At 42.3% G+C, this 23671-nt stretch carries 25 protein-coding genes and 2 tRNA genes; 20 read left to right on the top strand and 7 right to left on the bottom strand.

The window, feature by feature from the left end:
• Window positions 1-9: 9 nt before the first annotated feature.
• A complete protein-coding gene (gene rqcH, locus MMAH_RS08480; RefSeq protein WP_013038138.1) occupies window positions 10-1998 on the bottom strand; it encodes a ribosome rescue protein RqcH in 1989 nt (662 codons plus the stop codon).
• A gap of 89 nt (window positions 1999-2087) precedes the next feature.
• Between rqcH and MMAH_RS08485 the strand changes: the two genes are divergently transcribed.
• From MMAH_RS08485 to MMAH_RS08530, 11 genes are all read left to right on the top strand, one after another.
• Entirely contained in the window at window positions 2088-3314 is a 1227-nt protein-coding gene (locus MMAH_RS08485; protein WP_013038139.1) for a DNA primase small subunit domain-containing protein, read from the top strand.
• On the top strand, window positions 3301-3969 hold the full coding sequence (locus tag MMAH_RS08490) for a hypothetical protein (RefSeq protein ID WP_013038140.1): 669 nt from the start codon (window positions 3301-3303) through the stop codon (window positions 3967-3969). Before MMAH_RS08485 ends, MMAH_RS08490 begins: the two co-directional genes overlap by 14 nt.
• Before the next feature lie 26 nt (window positions 3970-3995).
• Window positions 3996-4274, top strand: coding sequence for a 50S ribosomal protein L44e (locus MMAH_RS08495; RefSeq protein WP_013038141.1), 279 nt, complete (start codon window positions 3996-3998; stop codon window positions 4272-4274).
• Window positions 4275-4280: 6 nt separating this feature from the next.
• Window positions 4281-4457 (top strand): 30S ribosomal protein S27e, encoded by a 177-nt coding sequence (locus tag MMAH_RS08500; protein ID WP_013038142.1) that lies wholly within the window; start codon window positions 4281-4283, stop codon window positions 4455-4457.
• Between the two features lie 10 nt (window positions 4458-4467).
• Entirely contained in the window at window positions 4468-5265 is a 798-nt protein-coding gene (locus MMAH_RS08505; protein ID WP_013038143.1) for a translation initiation factor IF-2 subunit alpha, read from the top strand.
• A gap of 21 nt (window positions 5266-5286) precedes the next feature.
• Window positions 5287-5427, top strand: coding sequence for an RNA-protein complex protein Nop10 (locus MMAH_RS10385; RefSeq protein WP_245526218.1), 141 nt, complete (start codon window positions 5287-5289; stop codon window positions 5425-5427).
• Between the two features lie 5 nt (window positions 5428-5432).
• Complete coding sequence (locus tag MMAH_RS08510; RefSeq protein WP_013038145.1) at window positions 5433-6212, top strand: proteasome assembly chaperone family protein; 780 nt, start codon at window positions 5433-5435, stop codon at window positions 6210-6212.
• 2 nt (window positions 6213-6214) lie between these two features.
• A complete protein-coding gene (locus MMAH_RS08515) occupies window positions 6215-7468 on the top strand; it encodes a TIGR00375 family protein (protein WP_013038146.1) in 1254 nt (417 codons plus the stop codon).
• 58 nt (window positions 7469-7526) lie between these two features.
• Window positions 7527-7646: transfer RNA gene (locus MMAH_RS08520), tRNA-Ser, on the top strand.
• Window positions 7647-8444: 798 nt separating this feature from the next.
• On the top strand, window positions 8445-10199 hold the full coding sequence (locus MMAH_RS08525) for an ATP-dependent nuclease (RefSeq protein WP_013038147.1): 1755 nt from the start codon (window positions 8445-8447) through the stop codon (window positions 10197-10199).
• A 523-nt stretch (window positions 10200-10722) separates the two neighbouring features.
• Window positions 10723-11127 (top strand): hypothetical protein, encoded by a 405-nt coding sequence (locus tag MMAH_RS08530; RefSeq protein WP_013038148.1) that lies wholly within the window; start codon window positions 10723-10725, stop codon window positions 11125-11127.
• Between the two features lie 51 nt (window positions 11128-11178).
• On the opposite strand, the gene MMAH_RS10235 is transcribed toward MMAH_RS08530, so the two are convergent.
• The 5 genes from MMAH_RS10235 to MMAH_RS08555 all read right to left on the bottom strand — a co-directional run bounded on the left by MMAH_RS10235 (window position 11179) and on the right by MMAH_RS08555 (window position 16487).
• Window positions 11179-12003: a protease inhibitor I42 family protein gene (locus tag MMAH_RS10235; RefSeq protein WP_013038149.1), complete on the bottom strand. Its 825-nt coding sequence runs from the start codon at window positions 12001-12003 to the stop codon at window positions 11179-11181.
• Window positions 12004-12080: 77 nt separating this feature from the next.
• Window positions 12081-13295, bottom strand: a complete 1215-nt coding sequence (locus MMAH_RS08540) for an ABC transporter permease (RefSeq protein WP_013038150.1) — start codon at window positions 13293-13295, stop codon at window positions 12081-12083.
• A gap of 12 nt (window positions 13296-13307) precedes the next feature.
• The gene (locus MMAH_RS08545) at window positions 13308-14522 is read right to left on the bottom strand and encodes an ABC transporter permease (protein ID WP_013038151.1); all 1215 of its coding nucleotides are present in this window, start codon (window positions 14520-14522) and stop codon (window positions 13308-13310) included.
• A gap of 14 nt (window positions 14523-14536) precedes the next feature.
• Window positions 14537-15826: a COG1361 S-layer family protein gene (locus MMAH_RS08550; RefSeq protein ID WP_245526219.1), complete on the bottom strand. Its 1290-nt coding sequence runs from the start codon at window positions 15824-15826 to the stop codon at window positions 14537-14539.
• Entirely contained in the window at window positions 15795-16487 is a 693-nt protein-coding gene (locus MMAH_RS08555; RefSeq protein WP_245526269.1) for an ABC transporter ATP-binding protein, read from the bottom strand. The genes MMAH_RS08550 and MMAH_RS08555 overlap by 32 nt, the downstream gene beginning before the upstream one ends.
• A 316-nt stretch (window positions 16488-16803) precedes the next feature.
• On the opposite strand from MMAH_RS08555, the gene MMAH_RS08560 reads away from it, so the two are divergent.
• Window positions 16804-17892 carry a hypothetical protein gene (locus tag MMAH_RS08560; RefSeq protein ID WP_157198723.1) on the top strand — a complete coding sequence of 363 codons (1089 nt, stop codon included), beginning with the start codon at window positions 16804-16806 and terminating at the stop codon, window positions 17890-17892.
• 7 nt (window positions 17893-17899) lie between these two features.
• Window positions 17900-19063 (top strand): ABC transporter permease, encoded by a 1164-nt coding sequence (locus MMAH_RS08565; protein WP_013038156.1) that lies wholly within the window; start codon window positions 17900-17902, stop codon window positions 19061-19063.
• Between the two features lie 229 nt (window positions 19064-19292).
• Here the strand turns inward: MMAH_RS08565 and cofD are convergent, their stop codons facing one another.
• Window positions 19293-20216: a 2-phospho-L-lactate transferase gene (gene cofD / locus MMAH_RS08570; protein ID WP_013038158.1), complete on the bottom strand. Its 924-nt coding sequence runs from the start codon at window positions 20214-20216 to the stop codon at window positions 19293-19295.
• Between the two features lie 67 nt (window positions 20217-20283).
• Here cofD and MMAH_RS08575 point away from each other — a divergent pair, with 67 nt between their 5' ends.
• The 7 genes from MMAH_RS08575 to MMAH_RS08605 all read left to right on the top strand — a co-directional run bounded on the left by MMAH_RS08575 (window position 20284) and on the right by MMAH_RS08605 (window position 23644).
• Window positions 20284-21504: an HD domain-containing protein gene (locus MMAH_RS08575; RefSeq protein ID WP_013038159.1), complete on the top strand. Its 1221-nt coding sequence runs from the start codon at window positions 20284-20286 to the stop codon at window positions 21502-21504.
• Window positions 21491-21826, top strand: coding sequence for a prenylated flavin chaperone LpdD (gene lpdD / locus MMAH_RS08580; RefSeq protein WP_013038160.1), 336 nt, complete (start codon window positions 21491-21493; stop codon window positions 21824-21826). The genes MMAH_RS08575 and lpdD overlap by 14 nt, the downstream gene beginning before the upstream one ends.
• A gap of 1 nt (window position 21827) precedes the next feature.
• Window positions 21828-22391, top strand: a complete 564-nt coding sequence (locus MMAH_RS08585; RefSeq protein WP_013038161.1) for a UbiX family flavin prenyltransferase — start codon at window positions 21828-21830, stop codon at window positions 22389-22391.
• An 85-nt stretch (window positions 22392-22476) separates the two neighbouring features.
• Window positions 22477-22554: transfer RNA gene (locus MMAH_RS08590), tRNA-Pro, on the top strand.
• Between the two features lie 65 nt (window positions 22555-22619).
• Window positions 22620-22895 carry a ubiquitin-like small modifier protein 1 gene (locus tag MMAH_RS08595; RefSeq protein WP_013038162.1) on the top strand — a complete coding sequence of 92 codons (276 nt, stop codon included), beginning with the start codon at window positions 22620-22622 and terminating at the stop codon, window positions 22893-22895.
• A 22-nt stretch (window positions 22896-22917) separates the two neighbouring features.
• On the top strand, window positions 22918-23286 hold the full coding sequence (gene crcB / locus MMAH_RS08600; protein WP_013038163.1) for a fluoride efflux transporter CrcB: 369 nt from the start codon (window positions 22918-22920) through the stop codon (window positions 23284-23286).
• A gap of 1 nt (window position 23287) precedes the next feature.
• Window positions 23288-23644: a fluoride efflux transporter FluC gene (locus MMAH_RS08605; protein ID WP_013038164.1), complete on the top strand. Its 357-nt coding sequence runs from the start codon at window positions 23288-23290 to the stop codon at window positions 23642-23644.
• The last annotated feature ends 27 nt before the right edge of the window (window positions 23645-23671 follow it).

Here is a 23671-nt window from a genome sequence, read left to right on the forward strand (position 1 = left end):
AATCACGATTCACTTTTTGATATCTGATTCGCCCGGCGGCAGTACATTGGCAATCTTGTCAGGGGATGCTATCTGTTTTACAAAATGCACATCCTTTAGACGGTCCACATATATACGGTATATTTTCTTTGCTATATCGTTCTGGTTGAATTTGCCGGGTGTCAGTTCTACCACATGTTCACCCCGCGCTTTCACAGCCGAGACAGGACCGCCGATTGCCCGGGTCTCGGGTTTGAGTTCCAGGCCCACCGCAGCCCTGACTGGCACGTCCCTGTAATAATTTCGCTCACCCCGGATAATAAAGGAACCTTTCTTAAGATACTCCCCGGATTCCGGCGTCTTTGTGACCTGTTCGGGATAGATCCAGTAGCAATCCCCGCTGAACTGGCCCCCTTTCCAGATACTTGAAAATGAAACCACGAACTCCGCTGCTTCCTGCAAGGTTGTGTCGGGAATTTCCTTTCCCCCTGTCTTGACAACAGTAATCGGGGCCCCCGGTGCCTGAGTATGGAATACAAGGTCCCTTTTTTCCATGTATTTCTTTACAATTTCCTCGTTGGTTGTGGCGTCCCTGCCACCTACCACAAGGAAACCATCCGAAGAAAAGAACCATCGGAAACGTTCATACCAGTGTTTCTTATGCACTACCTTGAAATGCTTTTTAGGTGCTGCTTTTTTCTTTTTCATTGCATTTTTCGTATCTTCGATTGCAGCAAGGGCCCCTTTACGCTTCTTTTCCAGTTTCTTGGCTTTCTCATAATAGCGCATGGCATTCTGGGGCACTGTCAGTCTGACATCAATATTCGCCTTCTTGCCATCAAGGTCCAGCAGGACAAGACCCTGTGAACCATCGATATTTATTATCTTTTTAGCCGCAGGCAGTTCATCCTTTGCATCTGAGATTATTGACTGGATTTCTTTCCAGGAATAATCTTTTTCACGGGCATCAAGAAGGGTTTGCAGTAATAGCTCTATGTCCTGATAGTGTTCATATATCTTCTCAGCAATGGAGGTATTTTTCTCTATATCCTTCTCAAATTTCTTAATGGCACCCTCTTGTTGTTTGAGCCTGCGCTGGAATACGTCTTCTGTTTTTTCTTTCACAGAGGCTTCCTTTTTTTGTTCCAGGGATATTGCAGCTCTTTTGCCAAAGAAATCATCCAGTGCCTTGTTGAATGAATCATAGTAATTCTTTTCAAAGTCTGCGTATTTTTCAAGATCAAAGGGTACTACATCAAAGGTTTCTTTTGAACCCGGTTTGCTGACAGTACAGGGTTTTAACTGCCCTTTTTCCAGAGGTGAGAAAAGAACACCTATTGCTTCAATCAATTTAGAGGCGATCTGCGGATCAACTTCCGAAGCTGGAAGGTTTTTGTCGACACCACTTCGCAGACAGACTTCTTCTGAGAGGATACCCCCCAGATTAAAACGCGTTGCCAGGGTTCGCACTACATCCGAGTCGGAATTAGAAAACACTTCACATAACTGGTCCTCATTCACATCAAGAGGTGTCAGCTGCGCTTCAGGGTACTGGTAGATCTCACCACTCCTGATACGCCTGCCCTTAAAAGTAACAGGGTTCATAGGCAGAATGATTTTTCTGTCGCTGTCCAGCAATATTATGTTGCCCTGTCCAAAGATCTCTACGACAAGAACAGTCTCATCGTCCCCTCTTTTTATACCAATCTCAATAATACGGTCAAAATCATATTGCCTGAAATAAGTTATACGTCCACCCATTATATGTTTACGCAAAAGCATGGGAAAGGACTGGGGATTTTTCGGGCTGGGAGGAATATATTCACTAAGGTGCAACCTGCTCCCGGCCTCAATTAAAAGATTGGCCTTACCTTTCTTAAAAATATAGAGGTGGATACGCAGAAGGCTCTCACCGGGCTGATAAATCTTGCCTATTTTGGAATCGACCAGGGAATTTTCCCCTGTGCCAAGTTCCGTTGCCAGTGCAGCCACATCTGCACTTGTCATCTCTTCTTTCATAAACTGTACTAATTGGGGAAGGGGCTATAAAGTTTTGTGCAATAGATTAATATCCCCGATAAAGATTAGTGATGAAGAAGGCATCGAAGATGAACACATCAACAAAACGCTATCTCAAATCAAGGTTTCATGATTATTACAGGGAAGCAAAAATACATGTCCCCCATTCCCTGACCAAACGTGAATGGGGATTCATCTCGTATGACTCCATGCCTGAAACCATGATGTACAGGCATAAAGCATTCGGTACGGGAGGAGAACTCAGAGACTATCTTGTATCAATGCAACCAGCCCATGTTTATCATTCGGTTGCCCTTTATGATTATCCGGATGCACCCACAATGAAAGAGAAAAAATGGCAGGGTGCAGACCTCATATTTGATCTTGATGCCGATCACTTGCAGGACGCCCCTTCTTCCTATGCAGCAATGCTGGAAATGGTAAAAACAGAATCATTAAGATTGCTGGACTTCCTGATAGACGATTTTGGTTTTGATGAAGATAATATAAAAGCTGTCTTTTCCGGTGGAAGAGGATACCACTTCCACATAACTGACCCTAAAATATGGGAACTGGAAAGTTCCCAGAGAAGGGAAATTGTGGATTATGTGGGGGGAAAGGGGATAAAATCTGAATATTTCTACCAGAAAGAATTCATGATCGGAGACCATGGAACCGGAACACGTACCTTCAATGACCGAACGGAGATACTTTCCAAATATGTAATAAAAAACCCCGATACAGGCTGGGGAAAAAGACTTGCTGAATATATTGCCTCATATCTTGAAGAAGAAGGACAAAAGGAAGAAAAAGAACGTTTTGCAGATATAAAACATATAAAGGGATTCGGCAAAAAAACACGACAACGGATGAACCGGATAACCAAAGACAGTAAGGCTCTGGAAGACATACGCAGAGGAAGACTGGATTTTGGGAAAATTAAGGATTTCAAAGCCATAATGGCCCAGTTTTTTGATAATACAATCGACCAGCATCGTGTCACACTGGCAGGATCGGCACAGGTGGATGAACCGGTCACTGCAGATATAAAAAGATTGATACGATTACCGGGTTCCCTGCATGGCGGCTCAGGGATGAAGGTAATTCCTTTAAAGCTGGAAGACATGGAAGATTTCGAACCACTTCAGGATGCTGTTGCCTTTTCGGATAGGCCGGTAACGTTAAAAGCCATAAAACCTTTAGAAGTACAAATGAAGGATCTGGATATCCGGGTTGAAGAAGGAGTACAGGAGCTTCCCGAATATGCAGCGGTGTATTTGATGTGCAGAGGGGTTGCTGAATATGGATCGTACTGAACTGAAGAATATTCTCCGTCAGGAAAACAGCTCGTCTTTAAATTCCCTTCCCTACGATTTTTATGAAAAAGTTGATGAATATATAAGGGAATTGGAAGAGGAAATCAAAAAGATCAACAATCCACGATCCGTTGAATCAAAGATTCTAGAAGACGAAATGCAAAGTGCCCTCAATGATGTGGAAACGATCTTTATCAGGAGAATCCGTAAAATAACATCCCGAGCAACCTCAAATGCATTTTCCAATATCTCATCCAGACAGGACCTTGACAAACTCCTGGAATCCGAACGTAAAGTTTTTGATGCCACCCTTTCAGCAATCCAGGTTGCCAGATCCGAATTGCTCGAACCTATCATGAACCCCCAGGATAGACAGAACAAGGGGTTTGCGAAAGAAAGTATAATATCTGATGAAGCAGATGAAGAAGAGGAAAACGGGACCATCTCGCAGGAACTCCCTGCAGAGGAAGAAACGGGCAAAAACAATATAAGTAAGGAATACTTTGTTGTCCGAATATTGAAAGACCTTCCTACCATAAAAGCGATGGATAATCTCAATTATACACTTGCAGCAGAAGACGTTGTGGTTTTGCCTTCCATGAATGCTCAGGGACTGGTAAAACGCGGTGCTGCATATCCAATAAATCAGGAATAAAAATCAACATTAAAGGTGTGAAGATAATGAAGATCCCAAAACGGTTCAGAACATACTGCCCTTACTGCAAAACCCATACAGAACATGTTGCTGAAAAGGTTAAAAAGGGCAGGGAATCAATGACCACACGTATCAGAAGGCAGAAGAAAAGGCATACTGGTATAGGAAACAGTGGGAAGTTCTCCAAGGTCCCAAGTGGTGACAAACCAACAAAAAGGATTGCCCTGCGATACCGTTGCAGCAAGTGCAACAAGGCACATCAGAGACCCTGCTTCCGTGCAAAGAAATTCGATTTCAAGGAGTGAGCATAAATGGCCGAACCAAACAGCAGATTTTTGAAAGTAAAATGCAATGATTGCTCCAATGAGCAGGTTATTTTTGGCAGTGCAAGCCAGAAAGTAAGCTGTCTTGTATGCGGCAGGACCCTTGCAGAACCAACTGGCGGAAAATCTACAATTACAACACATATACTGGAAGTACTCGAATAAAGGGATATTAATGGAAAACAACAAGTGGCCTGAAGTCGGTGATTTTGTAGTCTGTGCGGTAAAAAATGTCACTGACTTTGGCGCCTACACGACTCTTGAGGAATACGACGGAAAAGAAGGATTCATCCATATATCTGAGATTAAGGCAGGATGGGTCAAATATGTCAGGGATTATGTCAGGGAAGGACAGAAAATTGTCTGCAAGGTCCTGAGAGTAGATACCTCACGTCGCCATATTGACCTTTCCCTAAAAGATGTAAACGAACATCAGAAAAGGGCAAAAATCCAGGAATGGAAGAACGAACAGAAGGCTGAGAAATGGCTACAGTTCGTCGCAGAAGAAGCAGGACTCGACAAACAGCAACTTCAGAAAATAGAAGATTCTTTTGACACAGAATTCGGAAGTAAATACTCTGCCTTTGAAGAAGCTGCCATGCGCGGGGAAGACGCCTTCAGCAACCTCAAGATCGATAAAAAAGTTGTTGAAATCATTGTCAAACTCGCACAGGACAATATCAAACTGCCGTTTGTGGAGATTGCCGGACATATAGACCTTAAAAGTTCTGCACCGAACGGAATCGAGATCATTAAGGAAGCCTTAAGGGCCGCCAGTGAAGTGAAGATGGAAGATGTCCGTCTGGATATAACATATACCGGTGCACCCAGATATCGTATCAGGGTGATAGCTCCCGATTATAAGGTTGCAGAATCTGTCCTGAAGGAATCTGCAGAAAAAGCCATCGAAAAAATAGAGTATCTTGGCGGAGAAGGTGCCTTCCACAGGCATGCGGAAACTGCCAAGGCGTGATAACGATTGGGTAAAAAGATTTTGAAATGCATTTCCTGTGGGGAATACACCCTGCAGGAAACGTGTCCAAAATGTGGGGAAAGGACTATCAAGCCTTCACCTGCACGCTATTCTCCCCGTGACCCATACGGGAAATATCGCAGATTGAGCAAAAGGAATTGATTCCAATGCAGAATACAAAAATCGTGCGTCATAATACTGAGATTGAAATTCAGGATTCTACCCTGCTTGTCGGCCTGCCGGGCGTAGGACATGTGGGCAAACTTGTTGTTGATCACCTCATCGAGCAATTCGAAGCAGAAAAACTTCTGGAAATATATTCCACCTCATTCCCCCCTCAGGTACTTGTAGATGAAAATAGTACAGTGAGACTTATAAGTAACATATTCTATACATTTCAGGTAAATGGCAAGGACATCCTGCTGCTTGCGGGCGACCAGCAAAGTACAAATTCAGAGGGACATTACGAGCTGTGTGACCTGTATCTGGATATTGCCGAAGAGTATGGGGTTTCCAGGATCTTTACCCTTGGAGGATTCCCGACAGGACAGCTGGACCATGTTGATGAAGTCCTGGGTGCCGTGAATCAGGAAGACCTTGTAGAAAGTCTAAAAGAGCACGGAGTAACCTTCAAGGAAAAAGAACCCAACGGTGGAATTGTTGGAGCTTCTGGACTAATCCTTGGCCTGAGCAAATTCCGGGATATTGATGCTGCATGCCTTATGGGATATACATCCGGATATCTTGTAGATCCTAAAAGTGCCCAATCACTGCTCGCTGTGCTGAGCAGTATACTTGATATCGAGGTTGATATCAGTGAACTTGAGGAACGTGCCAAAGAGATGGAGAAAATCGTGGCCAACCTCGTAGAAGCAAAACAGCAGCAACAACAGCAACAGATGCTCACGGAAACACCCAGGGACGAGGACCTGGGCTACATCGGATAAACATGTTGATCAATGCCGACCTGCACCTGCATTCCAAATATTCCATGGCCTGTTCCAATAAGATGGAACTGCCTGTAATGGCCCGGGAAGCCGCTAAAAAGGGAATCAATCTTGTGGCAACAGGAGATTGCATACATCCCGGATGGCTTTCCGAGATCAAGGAATATGCGCAGGATGACGAGACGGTAGGCATCGATAATACTTCTTTTATCCTTACAACTGAGATCGAGGACAGGAATCGCGTACACCACCTGCTGCTAGTTCCCTCCATATCCAAAGCAGAAGAACTGGCGGAAAAAATGTCCTCCTATGGGGACCTCGCTATTGACGGCAGGCCGACGGTGAAACTGGACGGTTGCCAGGTAGCGGAAATCGCAGCCGACACCGGAGCCCTGATCGGTCCCTGTCATGCGTTTACGCCCTGGACTGCCATGTATGCCTACCATGACAGCCTGAAGAGTTGCTACGGGGATATGACCGACAGTATTGCTTTCCTTGAACTGGGGTTGAGCGCTGACAGTGATTATGCAGACAGGATCGAAGAACTCCAGGACCTGACATTTCTTTCAAATTCCGATGCCCACTCTCCCTGGTCCAACAAACTGGCCCGGGAATTCAACCGCCTGGAGGTCCCTGAGATGTCCTTTGAAGGTGTGGAAAAGGCAATCCTGAGGAAAGAAGGGTATGGCTGTGTGCTCAATGTGGGATTTTTCCCGCAGGAAGGCAAGTACAATGAATCGGCCTGTATCAAGTGTTACCGGCATTACCCGATGGAAGAAGCAATGAACCTGAACTGGAATTGCCGGGTTTGTGGCGGCCAGATCAAGAAAGGCGTGGCAGACCGGGTAAACGAACTGGCCAACTATGAAGCCCCGCAACACCCATCCCACCGCCCGGATTACCTGCACCTGATCCCCCTGGCGGAGATCATTATGATGGCCCTGGGCCATGCAAGCATCAATACAAAGGGGGTGAGCAATGCCTGGAAGGCTCTTGTGGAACGTTTCGGCAGCGAGACCGCGGTGCTGCTGGAGGCTGACATCTCGCAGCTGGATTTCGTGGATCCCAGGATTGTCAGAAGCATCGAGGCCTTCCGCAACGAAGACGTGATCCTGCACCCCGGCGGCGGGGGCAAATACGGCTGGATCGAGCTGCCCGACAATTTGAAAACAAACACAAAATCCGGTTCCCGGAAAGTCGACCCCGATGACCCGACACCAGAGGCAAAGAACCAGAAAAGCCTCTTTGATTTCTGATAATCGCGCCCTTCGATACCTTTTTAAGCCATAAACTCCTTCAAGCCAAGCGCATTGTGCCGGGGTGGCAGAGCGGACTAATCCAACGGCTTACAAAATTGCCGCGGAGTCCAAACGCGGCAGGCTCGAGACCTGTTTCCCCTAACGGGGTGCTTGGGTTCGAATCCCAACCCCGGCGCTGAAATTACAGTAAACGGCCTGGTAAGATCTTATTTTTGAATATATTAATGTCCTGTATGCTGAAGGTTTGTCAGATGCACGTGTACTCAAAATGATATTTCTGATCTGGTAAGTGTTGCACTTGCAGAATTCATTGGCATGTATAAGCGTGAACATTATGAATCCCAGGAAACTCATGCATTCTCTGAAGATCGCGAAGGAAAACCTGTTAGGATTGTTCATGAGTTGCAATAAAGAAAAGTTCATATACTTTCCAACTTTCAAATATTATAAAACGTGAAGCATATGAACTTGTGTGGGTGGCTACTGTGCATATCAATACAAAATGTAAATGCGAGAGAGAATGTTTTCATAATGTTAGAGTACGGGTTATTCAGGACAGAGACACTTTGGAAATTGATGATGCTAATGTGATGGATTCGGCAGAAGCGGAACAACTCACATAGTATATCCAAAAAGAGCTGCATGGATATGTGTATGATGGGATAACCACCCGGCAACTTTGAAAGGTCTTTAAGGATAAGTTTGGGGTAGCATTCAGTACTGCTGTGATGTTGTACAAAGACTGAAAATTGAAACGGATATGTATTGAATTGAAATAAGATGAAATGTTCAAATCAGACATTTTGCACAGTGAATAGGTTTATATACAACAAAAATATGCCAACAATTTTCAATCTTCAATCAATAAAAAACACTTAGTAGTAATTAGTTTATATAAGATGGTAAAAAACAGCAATTGCAATAAATTTAATATAAAAATTAATATTTTATAAAATGTTTTAGTAGTGAGAATATGATTGAAGAACTTAAACTTGAAAACTACCGCTGTTTTTCTGAGCATACCATCCCTTTTAGTGAAAAAAATGTAATTGTCGGGGAGAATAATGCTGGGAAATCAACAATAATTGAAGCTCTTAGACTTGTTTCAATTATAACTTCCAGATATAAGAGCATTAACTATAATTCTGCTCCAAATTGGCTCGATCTCCCGAGTAGAGAAAGAGGCATTAAGCCCTCTTTGAAAGAATATAATTTTAATTTTCAGAGTGTATTTCATCGATATGGAAACCCTCCTGCAAAAATCATAGCTAAATTTACCAACGGAACGCAAATTATTATCTATATAAATAATAATGAAGATGTTTTTGCTCTAATAAAAGATAATGATGGCAAAATTGTAAAGAATAGAAAACAGGCAAATAATATAGTTATACCAAATATTCTAATATTACCACAAATTTCACCTTTAAAGTTTGAAGAAAAAAAACTTACTGAAGATTATATCTATAAATCTACTTTTTCGAATTTGTCATCCCAACATTTTCGAAACCAATTACTTCTATATAGGGATGAATTTGAAAGATTCAAGTCTTTAGTAGAGGATACATGGGATGGATGTAAAATTGTTAATTTGGACAAAAGCAGTGAGGCGGTTCAACCAGTTATTTCACTGCTTGTCAGAGATAACGACTTTGTTGCTGAAATTGGTTGGATGGGGCATGGTTTACAAATGTGGATTCAAATAATGTGGTTTTTGTCTTTTGCCACTGAAGAAGATATAGTGGTTTTAGATGAGCCAGACGTCTACATGCATGCTGATTTACAAAGAAAAATAATAAAAATACTTGATGAGAATGATTTTTTACAAACTCTGACAACCACCCATTCAGTTGAAATTATTTCAGAAGTAAGTCCAGAACATATTTTAATTGTGGATAAAGAAAGAGAAGAATCAAAATTTGCTAATTCTATCCCATCAGTGCAAAAGCTAATAGACGGTATAGGTTGTTTACACAATATTCAACTAACAAGGTTTTGGAAATGCAAAAAATGTATTCTTGTTGAAGGAGAGGATATGGATTTTCTAAATCATTTGCACTCTAGATTATTTCCTCATTCAGAAACACCTTTTGAAATAGTCCCAAATATGCCTATAGGCGGATGGAGCGGTTTGAATTATGCAATTGGTACTTCGTTAATATTACAAAATTCAGCAGGGGAATCTGTAAATACTTATTGTATTTTAGATAGAGATTATTATCCAGAAGAAAAAATAAAAGATACATGTGAGGCGGGTGCTAAAAAAGAACTAAACTTGCATATTTGGAATCGAAAAGAAATTGAAAATTATCTGGTAATTCCAGATGTTATTGTTAGAATTATAGAAAGAAGAGCAAATGAAACTGTAAGTATAAATGCTTCTGAAATTTGTGAAGTCATTGACAGCATTTGTGATGATTTATATGATGCAACATTTGATAACTTGTCGAACGAATATAGAAAATTTTATCGAGACAAACAAGAAAAAGGAAATACCGAGTCTAGATCGTTTATTAGTGAACATTGGGACTCTACAGAAAACAAATTAAAACTAGTTTCAGGGAAAGAGGTAATATCAAAATTATCCAAGTGGAGTCAAAATAAATATAATGTATCTTTTAGTGCAGGAACTATTGTTCGTGAAATTAAAGCAGAAGAAATTGACTCAGAAATCCGTTATGTGATTGAAGCCATCGAAGAAAATACTGCTTTTTTGAATAAACTATGATTTTTAAGTGAAAATTATATACTGATATTTTTACTAATTTATATTTTATTTGTATTAATATACTCATATACTTGATTTCTATTGCTCGCATATCTTTAGGTATTGGGTTAAGTACCCATTCATGAATTTTTTTGATATACAAAGGTAAGTTTCAGCATAATTAATATCAATTCCCTGCATTGAAAACTTGTTCGCTTCTTTGCCGATATACTCAAACCCATAGGCCCCCAGAAGATAACTTTGAAGAATTCCAGCCTCTCATACTTAGCAGTAGATATAATTTTTTCAGACCTAGCAACAATGCCTTTATAAAAACAGAACTAAAACTAATATCACGACAAATTTATATAACATCTAGCACTGTGTGGGTTTTATACTGTTTTTCCCCAATTCGTGCATTGCTTTTTTAATTATTTTATTTACTTTTAACATTTTAACTTCTTAAATTACTAATATAATGATATGAAAATAGATTTTAGTAATAACATTTTTATTGTAAACTGATGCATTCTAGTTGATAAATATGCTTAGAGAAGGAGAGACATACAAAAGAAGCAACCTCCATGATGAATATGGCGGGAATCGACAAGGCGGAATTGCAAGCTGTAGGAAAAGCGATATGATTTTGCTTTTTACGGGAAATTCTGGTAAAGAACATGGTTATGAAGATGGATGGAAAAGCAATTATATATTTCACTATACTGGTGAAGGACAAGTTGGAGATATGGAATTTAAACGTGGAAATAAATCTATAAGAGACCATCTAAAAAACGGTAAAGAGATCTATTTATTTGAACAATTTGGAGATGGTTTTGTCAAATGTTTAGGTGAAATGAAATATAATTGTCACCAAATAAGAGAAGGAATTGATCGAAATAATCATAAAAGAAATATTATTGTTTTTGAACTCCGCAAAAAAATCCAGTAAAAAATAATGCCAAACTCAAAAATCAGAATTTGGCATCCAGATCATCCATCCTCACTTAAGCACATTATCGCTCTGCAATTCAAACGAATCCTGTACACCATTCACATCCACGGTGTAATTACCTTTCTCCAGACCGTAGACATCCAGTGGGACGCTGATCTCGAAGGGCACAAGGGCCTGGGTACATATGGCATCCTTAGGGCGCTTAGTCGGGATATGGACATTGAAGGTGTTGCCTGTTTTCTCAGTTGTTATGTTGGCCTCATCGATCACTGTGCAGCCGTTTGGCAGAAAGCCCGTGGCCAGGACACTGATCTGGACGGGAAAAGACTCCATCACCATTATCTCTATGTCATCCACATTTGCTGTACCGTAGACATACTCACCATCATCACCGTCTGCAGGGGCAACGGGTTCTCCTTCAACCTCCAGCGTCAGACTGAAAGTGTCTTCCTCACCCGTAACGTTTTCCCATGGACGCTTGTAGATGGCATCAATCTGCTGTTTTCCGTCATCCATTATCCTGAAGGTCCATATATGGAAACCTGCTGCACCCACGACATCCTCATTTTCCGGCGGCTCAAACTTATCTCCTACAATTTTGATACCATCGGAGGTTGTCAGGTTCCACTGGTACCCTGTGGAGGGATTTTCCTCCAGGCGTATTGAAAAGTAATCCCCGGTGGAAGCATTCACTGTGTTGCCACTCCATTCACCGGACAGTTCCGTACCATTGTTCAACGTGTGGGCATCCACACTTTCATTCACACCTGTACCACCGTCATCCGCACATCCCAGGGAAAGGACAACTGCGGCCACCACAACGGTAAAGGCAATCAAAAGCAAGCCTGCCCCTGCATAAGTATTAATCTTCATTTAACCATCTCCATGTAAATAGATAGTTTTCACATTATATATTTATTTTTTAAGCTGCGAACCTATTCGAACCTTTATCACTGGGTTCGCAGGGCTTCCACGGGATCGAGCTTTGAGGCCTTGTTGGCAGGATAGAGGCCTGCAACCAATCCTACAGCTAGGGCAATCAGGAAACCCACAACTATGAGATAGAACGGGAAAATATAAGGCAGGTTCAAAAAGTAAGCAACACCATAGGAAGCCGCAATGCCTACAATCGTACCCAGCACACCACCAATGGCACTCAAAATCATCGATTCTATGAGGAAAAGGGTGAGTATGTTCCTACGCGTAAAACCCAGGGATTTGAGCAAACCCACTTCCTTTGTCCTTTCGGTTACGCTGACAAGCATAATATTCATAATACCTATCGAGCCCACAAGCAAGGCAATCAACGCCACGGAAGTAAGAAGGGTTGTCAGGGCACTGGAAAGCTGATTCAGGTTATCCAGGATATCCGCCTGGTTGAAGATTGAATAGGGTTTTACATCCTCATTATCCAGCTCCCTTTCAGAAACACCAAGGCTTCTGGCAAGCCTGCGGTCAACTTCATCCGAAACCTCCCTCACAGAACGGGATTCATCGACGGTGGCTGAGATCCCTCCATAGTCCCCAAGACCCAGCATCTCATTCATCGTAGCTATCGGGATAAAAATACGCACATCGGATTCCGCCCCGCTCTGGATGAATGTTGTTTTGGGACTGTCAATAATTCCTATTACTTTGAAAGAATGGGATACTTTTGTGCCATCCCTGCGTACAAACTCAATATCAATGGAATTATGATTGGAGATTTGCCGGTCGAATTTCTCATAGGCCACATCCGAACCCAGCACAGCCACATACTTATCCTTATCACTAAAAAAAGTGCCTTCCGCAAGCTGTATATTACCAATTTGCTCATAATCCGCCGAACATCCCTGTATATCAATCTGACGGACAGTAGAAAGGTACGTTACACTTGCAACCTGCTGCCGGATGCCGGATATACCCTCTATTCCCGGTACACTGCGCACAGTATCCAGCTGTGCGTCATAGAAAAGATCAATATCCTGACTGTAAATAACAATAAAATTCGAGCCCTGGGTACCCAGCTCTTCTACAAAGAACTGGTTGAAGCTGGCGCCCAGGGACACATTCGCAATAACTGCTGCAACACCTATAATAATTCCCAGGGTAGTGAGGGTGGAACGCATTTTGGAACCGTTAATACTCCCCAGGGAAAGACGGAAAGCCTCCTTGAAATTCAGCATCCGATTAACACCTCACTCATGACGCAATGCCTCCACAGGGTCCATTTTAGCAGCTTTGCTGGCAGGATAAACACCCGATATGAGACCCACGACAAAGGAAATGCCAAAACCCAGTATAATAAGGCTTAGCGGGAAAACACCACTGATATCGAGATAATTATTTACCGCCATTGAGGCTGCCATACCCAGCAGTACACCGAATATCCCTCCGAAGAGGCTGATTATTACGGACTCAACAATAAAAAGGGTCAATATGTCAAAATAATTATAACCAAGGGATTTCATGAGCCCGATTTCTTTTGTCCTTTCTGTGACTGTAACAAGCATGATATTCATGATACCGATGGAGCCTACTATAAGGGATATCAGGGCTATTGCAACCAATATGGATGTCAGGGCACTTGAAAGCTGGTTTATCTGGTCAAGTATATCCTGCTGGTTGAAAATTTCATAGGGCTTGGCATCCTCATTATCAATATCCCTGCTGGGAACACCTACCGACCTTGCAAGGTTTTCATCCACATCATCTGTAACCCTATTCAGGATTTCGAGAGAGTCGGCTTTAATGAAAAATCCCCCGATATCGTCCCTGTGCTGCATTTCCTGCATGACGGAAAGAGGAATGAAAACACGTCCGGAAGGGTCCACTTCTGGGGATACGAAGGAAGCGTCCGGGTCCTGTACGATGCCCTTTATACGAAATGTCCGTGTACTTACTCCCCCGTCCACGTTCTTAATACTTATATTTATGAAATTCTTAACTGACAGGTTCCGATCAAACTTCTCATAGGCCACATCAGAACCTATTACGGCAACGTTCTGGTCCTGATTGGTAATAAACTGCCCATGCTCCATTCTTATATTACCAACTTCCTCATAATCGGCAAGCACCCCACTTACCGTTGCCGTACGCTCTGCTGACTGATATCGTAAGGTGGCAGACTGTTGGTTAATGGGAGATACAGCAGCCACACCTTTAGTATTCTCAACAATATTAAACTGGGAGTCCCCGAATACATTGTTCTTCTCAGTAAACACCACTATAAAATTTGTACCTGATGCTCCGATTTCCTCTTCAAAATACTGGCCGAAACTGGCCCCCAGTGATATATTGGCAATAACTGCGGCAACTCCTATGATAACACCCAAGGTAGTCAGAGCAGAGCGCAGTTTTGCACTCCTGATACTGGCAAAAGCTAGTTTTAGTGCTTCAGAGAGGCCGACCATGCAACATTACCCGCTTATTCATCCTGTTTCTGCCTCTTGCGATACAGATAACCACCTGCAATCAGCAGGACAAGAATCAGCACTACCGCTGAAATTATAGCAGCATTATTATCTTCTTCAACTTTTTCAAATTCGAGCGGTCTTTCACCCACGATAAACTCGTGTTCATTAAGACCATTGCGAAAGCTGGCAATTATTGTTACATTTTTAGTACCGGTATATTCTTTCTGATCTGAAGTAACATCTATTTCAATGGTAAACAGTTCATCTGAATCCATGGTACCCACAAAATAATTCGAAGGAGAAAAGGAAACTCCTTCTGCTTCCAGAGCTACTGCCACTGAAGAAAGTTTGTTTGGATGGATATTGGCCACATCAAATTCCAAAGTTCCTTCACCATTCTTTAAAACCAGTGGCCTGGAAGGGATTACTTCCAGTGAATATGAATCCACAACTATAGGAACCTTCCAGTTATTGTTAAAGGAATGGGAGTTACCAATTGTGGAAAGGTCCAGATAATGGGTCCCATCTTCTATATTTTCAGCAACTTCTATATTGTATGTGACCTGTAAGGAATCTCCTGCTCCAAGTACACCTTTGCCTTCATAGGGTTCACTGGTAACCTCTATCATCTCAGTTCCCTGAAGAGTTGCAGACTGGACCCTGGCATATGTATCATAGGTCTCATCACCTATTGAAACAGTACCTGACTTGGCCGTATTTTCCAGTGTAAAACTGATAGAACCTGTATCCCCGGGCATGAATACCTGGGGTTTGGAAATCATATTGGAAAGTACTACAGTGCCTTTACTATCAAAAGTATTGGAACCTACTTTTAGGTCGAAGGATTCCTTGACCCATGAAAGATCACTATCAGCCCGGTAAAGCAAATCAAAGCTAGCTGTACCGGTTTTGGCATTTTCGTCAACATACAACCTGTATTCATGGATTGCTGTGCGGTCGGGAGGGATTCTGCCAAAATTCTGGATTGCATTTGTTTCAGAATCCAGTGAAAGAGGATATTCTGGTTCTATTTTGATTGAAACATCCCCGGCTTCTCCAGAAGCGTAATTTTCAACTTTTACCCACACAGACACATAATCGCCTATATCCGCAGGATAGGGTTCGTATTTGAGCACATCTACCCTCAGGGTCGAACTTGATGAGTCTTCTGCAGCAGTAGCAGGAACCACAGCTATTGCAGAAACCATCAGCAACAAGGAAAAAACAAAAAGTATCAAAAATCCGGATTTTTTCATGGTTATACCTCTATTAAGCAGCGTTGACCTTGGTAGTCCTGTCATCAATTACACCGTCTTTCAGGTAAACTACCCGGTCTGCGTATTTATTAGCAAGATGTAAGTCATGAGTAATCATAATGACCGTGCGACCCCTTCGATGAAGATCTGTAAAAATATTCATTATCTCTTCCCCTGTTTTTGAATCCAGGTTCCCGGTGGGTTCATCGGCAAGTATTATAGAAGGGTCGTTTACAAGCGCCCTGGCTATTGCCACCCTCTGGGACTGACCCCCAGACAACTCGGTGGGTTTGTAATCCATACGTTCTGAAAGTCCTACCTGATCCAGTAATTTCTTGGCCTTACCTCTTACATCAACCCCGGGCCGTCTGTTAGCATAGGTAGGCAATTCCACATTTTCCAGGGCACTTAATCGTGAAACCAGATTGAAACTCTGGAACACAAAACCTATCTCCATCCCTCTTAACTTTGCAAGTTCATTATCGGAGATACGGTTCACATTCTTCCCCATGATATAAACTGCACCACAGGTAGGCCTGTCCAGACATCCTATCATATTCATCAGGGTACTTTTACCCGACCCCGAGGGACCCATGATAGCTACAAACTCCCCCTTCCTGACAAGCAGGTCCACATTCCTGAGTACCTTGATTGTCATATCCCCCACTTCATAATCCCGGCAAACATTTTCAGCCCGCACGACTATATCATCCTACGGAGGATTTTTTTCCAGTTTCATCATCCTGTTATTCAAAAATCACAACCCTCCGATTGAAAAATACTGATGGGACATATGGAGTGATTTATGGGACCAATATCGAAGATAAAAATGGGAGAAATATCCAGATTCGATGTGATCATCTTTTTAACTCCTTTTAGCATAAAAGAAAATGAAGATTTTTCTCATATTTCTTTCTTGCACTTTTTCCTTTTTATAAAACTGTGATCCAATGGATATAAACATTTTTCTACAGGTTTTTCTGAAAGGATATTTAAATACCATTAAAACAAATCAAAATGTGATGGGCTGGAAAACTAAGTATTATATTTTTGTAACCACAGTATTGTTGCTATTAATTATCCCGGGGACAGCGGCTGGAAAAAGTGACATTACTATTGAGGAGATCTACAGTGACGTGCAGAGCTGTGATGTCAGGATTATTTCAGAAAGCACCTATAATAATCTCACAGTAGAAGCATCAATGTTGCATGAGGGAGAAGTCATTGATACACAATCTATCGATATTGACACCTTGACAGCTGCTTCTCCACTTACCAGAGTATTCTACTGGGAAACCGCAATACGGGATCGAGGGGCTTATAAAGTACATATAATAGTCAAAAATGAGAATGGGGTTTTTGCCCGACAGGAAAAAACGTTTGTACATGGCCATCAGATTCTTCCTGCCATAACAATTGACAGTATGACACCCACACCAACAGGAATCGAAGCCATAATAACTCCTTATAAATCCACGCTGATAGATATTGAATATATGCTGGTGGATGGCAACCAGGTGGTGGACATAATAGAAGAAAAAGCCATTCCTGTGCATACCCAACCCCTGGCCCTGAACAAAAAATGGAATGTGGTTCTCAAAAATAAACATGTATACCAGGGAAGACTAAAAGTCAGTATAAAGGACCCCTATAGTATATCGTTGCTCAGAAGCCGCTCTTTTGTGGCAGAAGAAGATGTGGAAATCAGCGATATTTACAGGGATGAGATTGGTGCAAGTGCTACAATATCAGGCATGTCCCAGGTACCTTTCAGGGGGTCAATAAGATTCACTGTTTTTGATAGCAATGGCAAACCAGTAGAAAATATTGTCCTAAAAAGTCCGGTTCTGCTTGCAGAAGATGATGAAACTGTAGAGGCAATCTGGGAAAATAAACTTGATAGTGGAGAATATATACTGCTAATCGAGGCCATCGGGGAATACGGAAAAGTCATAATATCAAAAGAAAGCATAATTGATGTCGAAAAAGAAATTGGACCTGCTACAATAAATGAAGAAAAAGAGGAACAAAGCAATGCCACACCTGCAATTGGTTCTCTTATTTCAATAATTCTGGTTTTTCTGGCATACCTGGCAAAAACAAAATATTGATCAAACCATGCCATTGAAATTTGAACTTTTTGTTGCATTAAGACACATTGTATACAGGAAACGTCAGACCATACTTTCCGTAGGTGCTATAGGAATTGCGGTTATGATTCTTGTTGTGTCCAATGCATTCATGGCAGGTTTTACCGATAAGCTGTATGAATCAACTGTCAATGATATGGCCCATGTAACCATTACACCGGAAGAAAACAGTGAATATATCCACCTATACAAAAATCTCCAGAGTGAACTGTATAAGATTAATGGTATCAAAGCAGTATCTCCGTCCCTTGCAGGAGACGCCGTATTGCGAAATGAAGATAATGTCAAAAATGTCTTATTTAAAGGAATAAATCCCCGTGACGAAGATGCAGTATTATCCACCAGTGAGGACATAATAAGGGGAAGTTTTTTCGGCCTGGCTACTTCTGGCAATACAATTGTAATCGGGGATGACCTGGCAGATGAACTTGAGGTCGGCCTTGATGACAGAATAGAAATATCCTTTCCGGGATCCGAAACTCGTTTTTATCGAATAATAGGGGTATATGATACGAACACCCCCCTTGATTCAACACTGACCTACACTTCCCTTCAAACAGCCCAGTTATTCTACGCAACTTCTGATGTTGTCAATAGTATCAGCATAAAACTTTATGACTTCAATCAAGACAGGGAAATTGCACAGCAAATTGAAGACAAAGGTTATTCTGCAGAAGGATGGACGGAAACAAATCCGGAAATACTTCAGACTATTACAATTGAAACCATTTCCAATAATATCATGCTGGGCTTTATTCTCCTGATAGCATCTTTTGGTGTCATAAGCGCCCTGAACATGGTGGTCATGGAAAAGACAAAGGAAATAGGCATCCTTATGGCAATGGGTGCGGGCAAGTCGGGCATACGGAACATCTTCATCCTTGAAAGTGGTATCCTGGGTTTCCTGGGAGCTGTTGCAGGAACTATTACCGGTATTGCAATTGCACTATCAATAGGTAACTATGATGTGCCCTCTGAACTTTACCATATAGACTCCATACCCGTGATAATACGATACAATGATGTATTGTTGACAATCGTCATCGTGTTCATACTGAACCTCATAGCAGGAGTATATCCGGCAAGCAGAGCCGCAAAAATGGATCCGGTAGAAGCAATAGCAACACATTGAGCAACACATTGATCTGTTAAAACAGAGGGAAAAGTGTATATACTAGACATACATTAGGGTGTATAGATAAGCGGGTTTTAATCCCTTTTTTAGTACCCCCACTCCCCAGCCCGCTCATACCACCCCCATTATGGTAAGCGAGCATTTTGGGATAGTCAAGAATATGAGATATTAACATATATACTCTTTGCTTCTGAATTTTAAGTATGTTTAAAAATTTCAAGCACACTTATTCCAGGGACTCAAAGAGATCTCTTACATAACCTGCCAACTGTATACTTACATCTACAGAAGACATCATAGTATCAGTCTTTACTATACTGCAAGCCATATTTTCAAAAGAATCACAACCCTGCGGATCACGGATATCAGTTACAAACACATCCAGAAAATCATGGTAACACCTTGCAACCTCGTTTGAAGAAATACCGTAACCACATGCATTCATAAGTTTACCGGCAGGACCGCTAACAGGTTCATTCCCGATAATAGGACTGATTGCAACCACATTTTTACTTTTAAGGATTTCAGGCATTCCATCAAGGGATATGATGGGACCTATGCTTGTAATGGGATTGCTGGGACCAATCAGGACATTGCTATCTTCCCGTAGTTTTTCCATTACAGCAGGAGATATAGAAGCTTCATCAATTCCAACCATCTTAACTTCAAGTACATCGGGTTTGCCCTGATGCTTAATCCAGAAATCCTGGTAATGCATCCAACCCTGAGGTGTACGGATCATGGTAGATACCGGATCGTCTGACATTGGCAGGACGTTGGCTTTGATACCAAAGCTTGAACAAAGGTTTTCAATCGCTTCACTAAGGGTAGCCCCGTTGTGAATCATCTCAGATCTCATGATATGTGTGGCCCGATCCCGGTCCCCCAGCATCATCTTTTCATCATAACCACAATCCTTCATAGCATTGAAAGTGTGGAATGTATCACCTGCTATACCCCACCATTTTTCCCGGTCAATCATAGCGGCAAAGAGGTAGAGTACTGTATCAATATCCGGTGTTACAAGATTACCCGATACCCACAGGTCTTCGGCGGTATTCACGACAACTGTGATTTCTTCTTCGTCCATTGTCCGCATCAGGCCATCAAGGAACTTGGGTGTGCCGGTTCCACCGGAAAATATTATCATGATATTACCTCATCATTTCACTATCAAAATCACAACATCATTATAATATGAACGGTTATTTAAAAATATGAAGGTCATGAGGGACCCCGTACACGGTCATGTCGAACTTGACGAGCTTGCAGTATCCCTAATGGATACACCCCGCATGCAGCGTCTCAGGAGAATACGCCAGTTAGGACTATCCAACCTTGTATATCCGGGTGCCAACCATACCCGTTTCGAACATTCACTGGGCGCACATCACCTGGCTACGACCCTTGCGGGAGAAATAGATTCCGTACAGCAATCTGAAATCGATGAACTCAGGGTTGCTGCAATGTTGCATGATATAGGACACGGCCCCCTTTCACATGTGACAGAAGGCATCATCAAAAAATATACCCGCCGGGAGCATGAAGATGTAAAACACCTGCTGCGCAAAGGGGATATAGCAGAAATTTGCAGCGAAACCGGCCTCAACATATCAAGGATTGCAAATCACATCCTGGGCAAAACCTCCCTCGGACAGATCATAAACAGTGAGATTGATGTTGACCGCATGGATTATCTCATTCGTGATGCACATTATACAGGTGTTGCATACGGACTTGTAGACCACAGCCGTCTGATCCATAAAATGCAATTCTATGAAGATAAACTGGTTGTAACAGAAGGCGGCCTCAATGCAGCCGAATCCCTGCTTGTATCGCGTTTTTTAATGCATCCTTCGGTATACTTCCATCACGTGACCCGCATCTCGGAAACAATGTTAATAAGAGGTATCGAATATCTGGTAGAGCGGGAGAAACTCGATCCCTCCAGCCTCCAGGACATGGATGACTACCGCCTGTTTGAAACCATGCGCCAGGACGACGGTTACGCAGGTGAAATGATCAACAGGATTGATGAGAGAAAACTGTACAAACGTGCCCTCTATGTAGGGTTTGATGACGTTGATGAGAAGGTTTTGGGCTATCGCAAATCCATCCAGAGAGTGGAAAAGGAAATCGCAGAAGAGGCGGGAATTGATGAAAAGAAAATCCTCATAGATATTCCAAAGTTGCCCCGGATAGAGGAAATGAAAGCATTGATCAAGGTCAACGGGAAAAAAATGACCCTTGATAAAGCCTCCCATCTTGTAGCAACTCTTGAAAAAGCTCATCGTGATAACTGGAAACTCGGGGTTTATACACCCAGAGAACACAGGGAAAAGGTGAAAAAAATTGCAAACGATTTTTTCGAGGTGAAAAAACATACCTTACAATACAAATTAACGGATATAGAAGAGGATATAAGTGGGAGTAATTGAAAAAAAAGCAGGGGAAAGAAAACTCTTTCTTAAATGGCGCAATATCGGGGACGGTCTGCTTGTAACACTTACGGGTGGCGATGAGCATATAGGAGCGGTTGCTGTGGGTAATTCTGGTGCTTGTTCAGTGATTACCCTGCCCGGACACAGGGATGATGAAATTGCACACCGACAGGCAGGCCGTATTAACAGGAAAACCGGCATGGATACTGTTTTCCTTGTGGGAATACATTTCAACAACATACAGCCTGATGAGATCAGGAAAATATGTGATACCGCAGAACTTATGGTTGACGAACTTATAGATATAATTGAGGAATAATATGGAAGTCGTAGTGGGAATCAGTGGGGCCTCCGGGGCACAATACGGAATCAGGTTACTTGAAATATTTGCAGAAAAGGGAATTTATACACACCTGGTAATAACATCTGCAGCCAGGCAAATAATAAATATAGAAACAAACTGGCAGATCGAAGAGGTGGAAAAACTCGCCTGCGAGGTACACGAGGAAAAGGATTTCACTGCTTCTGTAGCAAGCGGATCCCATCCTTACAATGCTTTGGTAATAGCCCCTTGCAGCATGAAAACCGCTGCATCCATCGCCCACGGGATCTCCGATAATCTCCTCACACGGGCTGCTGATGTCTGTCTCAAGGAAGGCAGGGATGTTATCCTGATGGTGCGGGAGACCCCTTACAGCCGAATTCATCTGGAAAACCTGCTCAAACTCAAGGAATCGGGCACCCAGATTTTGCCTGCATGTCCTGCATTCTACAACAAACCAAAATCAATAGAAGACTTAATTGATTTCATGGCTGGACGGGTACTGGATCTTCTGAATATAGATAATGACGTATACCCCAGGTGGGAAGGAGACAGCGACTGAACCAATTTTCACCCTCTTCTGAAGCCTTCAATAGTTAGATATATCTAGGAGAAGTGCATTTAGGGGGGATGACCTTACATCATGTGGGATAGTAGGGTAGCCTGGCCGATCCTCGAGCGTTTGGGACGCTTGGACTGCGGTTCAAATCCGCGCTATCCCACCACTATTCTTCATGTAACTACGAATTTTAACGAATATTTTATAAACAAGCCTGACGTGGGAAAAGCTATGGCTGCCAAGAAGGTAAGATTGTTTGCCAATGTCAGGGAAAAAGCCGGAACTTCTGAAGTAGAGGTCAACGGTGATACCGTTTCTGAGATATTGGATGAAATAATTGCAAAATACCCGAATCTTGAAAAACTTATATTTGAAGATGGCAAAAAACTCAGGGGATATATAAACATCCTTATCAACGGGGAAAATATCCAGCATCTTGAAGGTACAGACTCAGCAATTACAGAAAAAGATGAAGTAGCTATATTCCCCCCGGTTTCCGGTGGATAAATAAAGATGGTGGGACAATCCCATGGAATACCGGGATGTTACCAATCTCTTTTTCATAGGAACTGGCGGGTTCCTGGGAGCTATATGCAGATATGGCACTTCAATCTTAATCCCCGGTGCCCGGGGAACACTGGTTGTGAACGTGCTGGGAAGTTTCCTGCTGGGATTGTTACTGTTCTACTCTGACTATATCGGTTACCTGACCCCACGCATCCGAATGTTTGCAGGCATCGGATTTTTAGGTGCATTCACCACATTCTCCACATTCATTGTACAGACTGTGCAAATGCAACCTGTATACGGGTTTGCAAATATGATGATAAATCTGCTACCCGGTTTATTTGCAATCTTTCTTGCAAGAAGCCTGGTAATATACATTGGAGGCAGGTGAAATGAATACGACAGGCTATTTACTTGTTGGAATCGGCGGGTTTATCGGTGCAATCCTCAGGTATATGGTCGCGGGAATTGTCCCGAAAAAGGGAGATATACCCACAGGTACACTCACAGTAAATATTATGGGTACAACAATACTCTCATATCTTACATATTCCCATTCCCTGCAGCATCTTTACCTGTTGAATATAGGTATTCTGGGTTCATTCACCACTTTTTCCACCTTTACATATGAATCATTCACACTCCTGGAACAGCAGGCCAACCGGAGTTTTCTTACAAATATAATGCTTAACTGTGTATGCTGCATAGCCGGTGTCGGACTTGGGCCTTTAATGGCAAACCTAATTTAAAATAGAATTCAACAAAGAAGGCAGACT

It is taken from the genome of Methanohalophilus mahii DSM 5219 (assembly GCF_000025865.1).
GTDB classification, from domain to species: domain Archaea; phylum Halobacteriota; class Methanosarcinia; order Methanosarcinales; family Methanosarcinaceae; genus Methanohalophilus; species Methanohalophilus mahii.

Coding starts and splice junctions, on each gene's coding strand:
- MMAH_RS08545 (WP_013038151.1), bottom strand. CDS start 14,522: ATGGTCGGCCTCTCTGAAGCACTAAAACTAGCTTTTGCCAGTATCAGG.
- MMAH_RS08510 (WP_013038145.1), top strand. CDS start 5,433: ATGCAGAATACAAAAATCGTGCGTCATAATACTGAGATTGAAATTCAG.
- MMAH_RS08585 (WP_013038161.1), top strand. CDS start 21,828: ATGGAAGTCGTAGTGGGAATCAGTGGGGCCTCCGGGGCACAATACGGA.
- MMAH_RS08575 (WP_013038159.1), top strand. CDS start 20,284: ATGAAGGTCATGAGGGACCCCGTACACGGTCATGTCGAACTTGACGAG.
- MMAH_RS08605 (WP_013038164.1), top strand. CDS start 23,288: ATGAATACGACAGGCTATTTACTTGTTGGAATCGGCGGGTTTATCGGT.
- crcB (WP_013038163.1), top strand. CDS start 22,918: ATGGAATACCGGGATGTTACCAATCTCTTTTTCATAGGAACTGGCGGG.
- MMAH_RS08560 (WP_157198723.1), top strand. CDS start 16,804: ATGGGCTGGAAAACTAAGTATTATATTTTTGTAACCACAGTATTGTTG.
- MMAH_RS10235 (WP_013038149.1), bottom strand. CDS start 12,003: ATGAAGATTAATACTTATGCAGGGGCAGGCTTGCTTTTGATTGCCTTT.
- MMAH_RS08490 (WP_013038140.1), top strand. CDS start 3,301: ATGGATCGTACTGAACTGAAGAATATTCTCCGTCAGGAAAACAGCTCG.
- rqcH (WP_013038138.1), bottom strand. CDS start 1,998: ATGAAAGAAGAGATGACAAGTGCAGATGTGGCTGCACTGGCAACGGAA.
- MMAH_RS08495 (WP_013038141.1), top strand. CDS start 3,996: ATGAAGATCCCAAAACGGTTCAGAACATACTGCCCTTACTGCAAAACC.
- MMAH_RS08505 (WP_013038143.1), top strand. CDS start 4,468: ATGGAAAACAACAAGTGGCCTGAAGTCGGTGATTTTGTAGTCTGTGCG.
- MMAH_RS08485 (WP_013038139.1), top strand. CDS start 2,088: ATGAACACATCAACAAAACGCTATCTCAAATCAAGGTTTCATGATTAT.
- MMAH_RS08595 (WP_013038162.1), top strand. CDS start 22,620: ATGGCTGCCAAGAAGGTAAGATTGTTTGCCAATGTCAGGGAAAAAGCC.
- MMAH_RS08515 (WP_013038146.1), top strand. CDS start 6,215: ATGTTGATCAATGCCGACCTGCACCTGCATTCCAAATATTCCATGGCC.
- MMAH_RS08500 (WP_013038142.1), top strand. CDS start 4,281: ATGGCCGAACCAAACAGCAGATTTTTGAAAGTAAAATGCAATGATTGC.
- cofD (WP_013038158.1), bottom strand. CDS start 20,216: ATGATAATATTTTCCGGTGGAACCGGCACACCCAAGTTCCTTGATGGC.
- MMAH_RS08565 (WP_013038156.1), top strand. CDS start 17,900: ATGCCATTGAAATTTGAACTTTTTGTTGCATTAAGACACATTGTATAC.
- MMAH_RS08525 (WP_013038147.1), top strand. CDS start 8,445: ATGATTGAAGAACTTAAACTTGAAAACTACCGCTGTTTTTCTGAGCAT.
- MMAH_RS08540 (WP_013038150.1), bottom strand. CDS start 13,295: ATGCTGAATTTCAAGGAGGCTTTCCGTCTTTCCCTGGGGAGTATTAAC.
- MMAH_RS08550 (WP_245526219.1), bottom strand. CDS start 15,826: ATGACAGGACTACCAAGGTCAACGCTGCTTAATAGAGGTATAACCATG.
- MMAH_RS08530 (WP_013038148.1), top strand. CDS start 10,723: ATGCTTAGAGAAGGAGAGACATACAAAAGAAGCAACCTCCATGATGAA.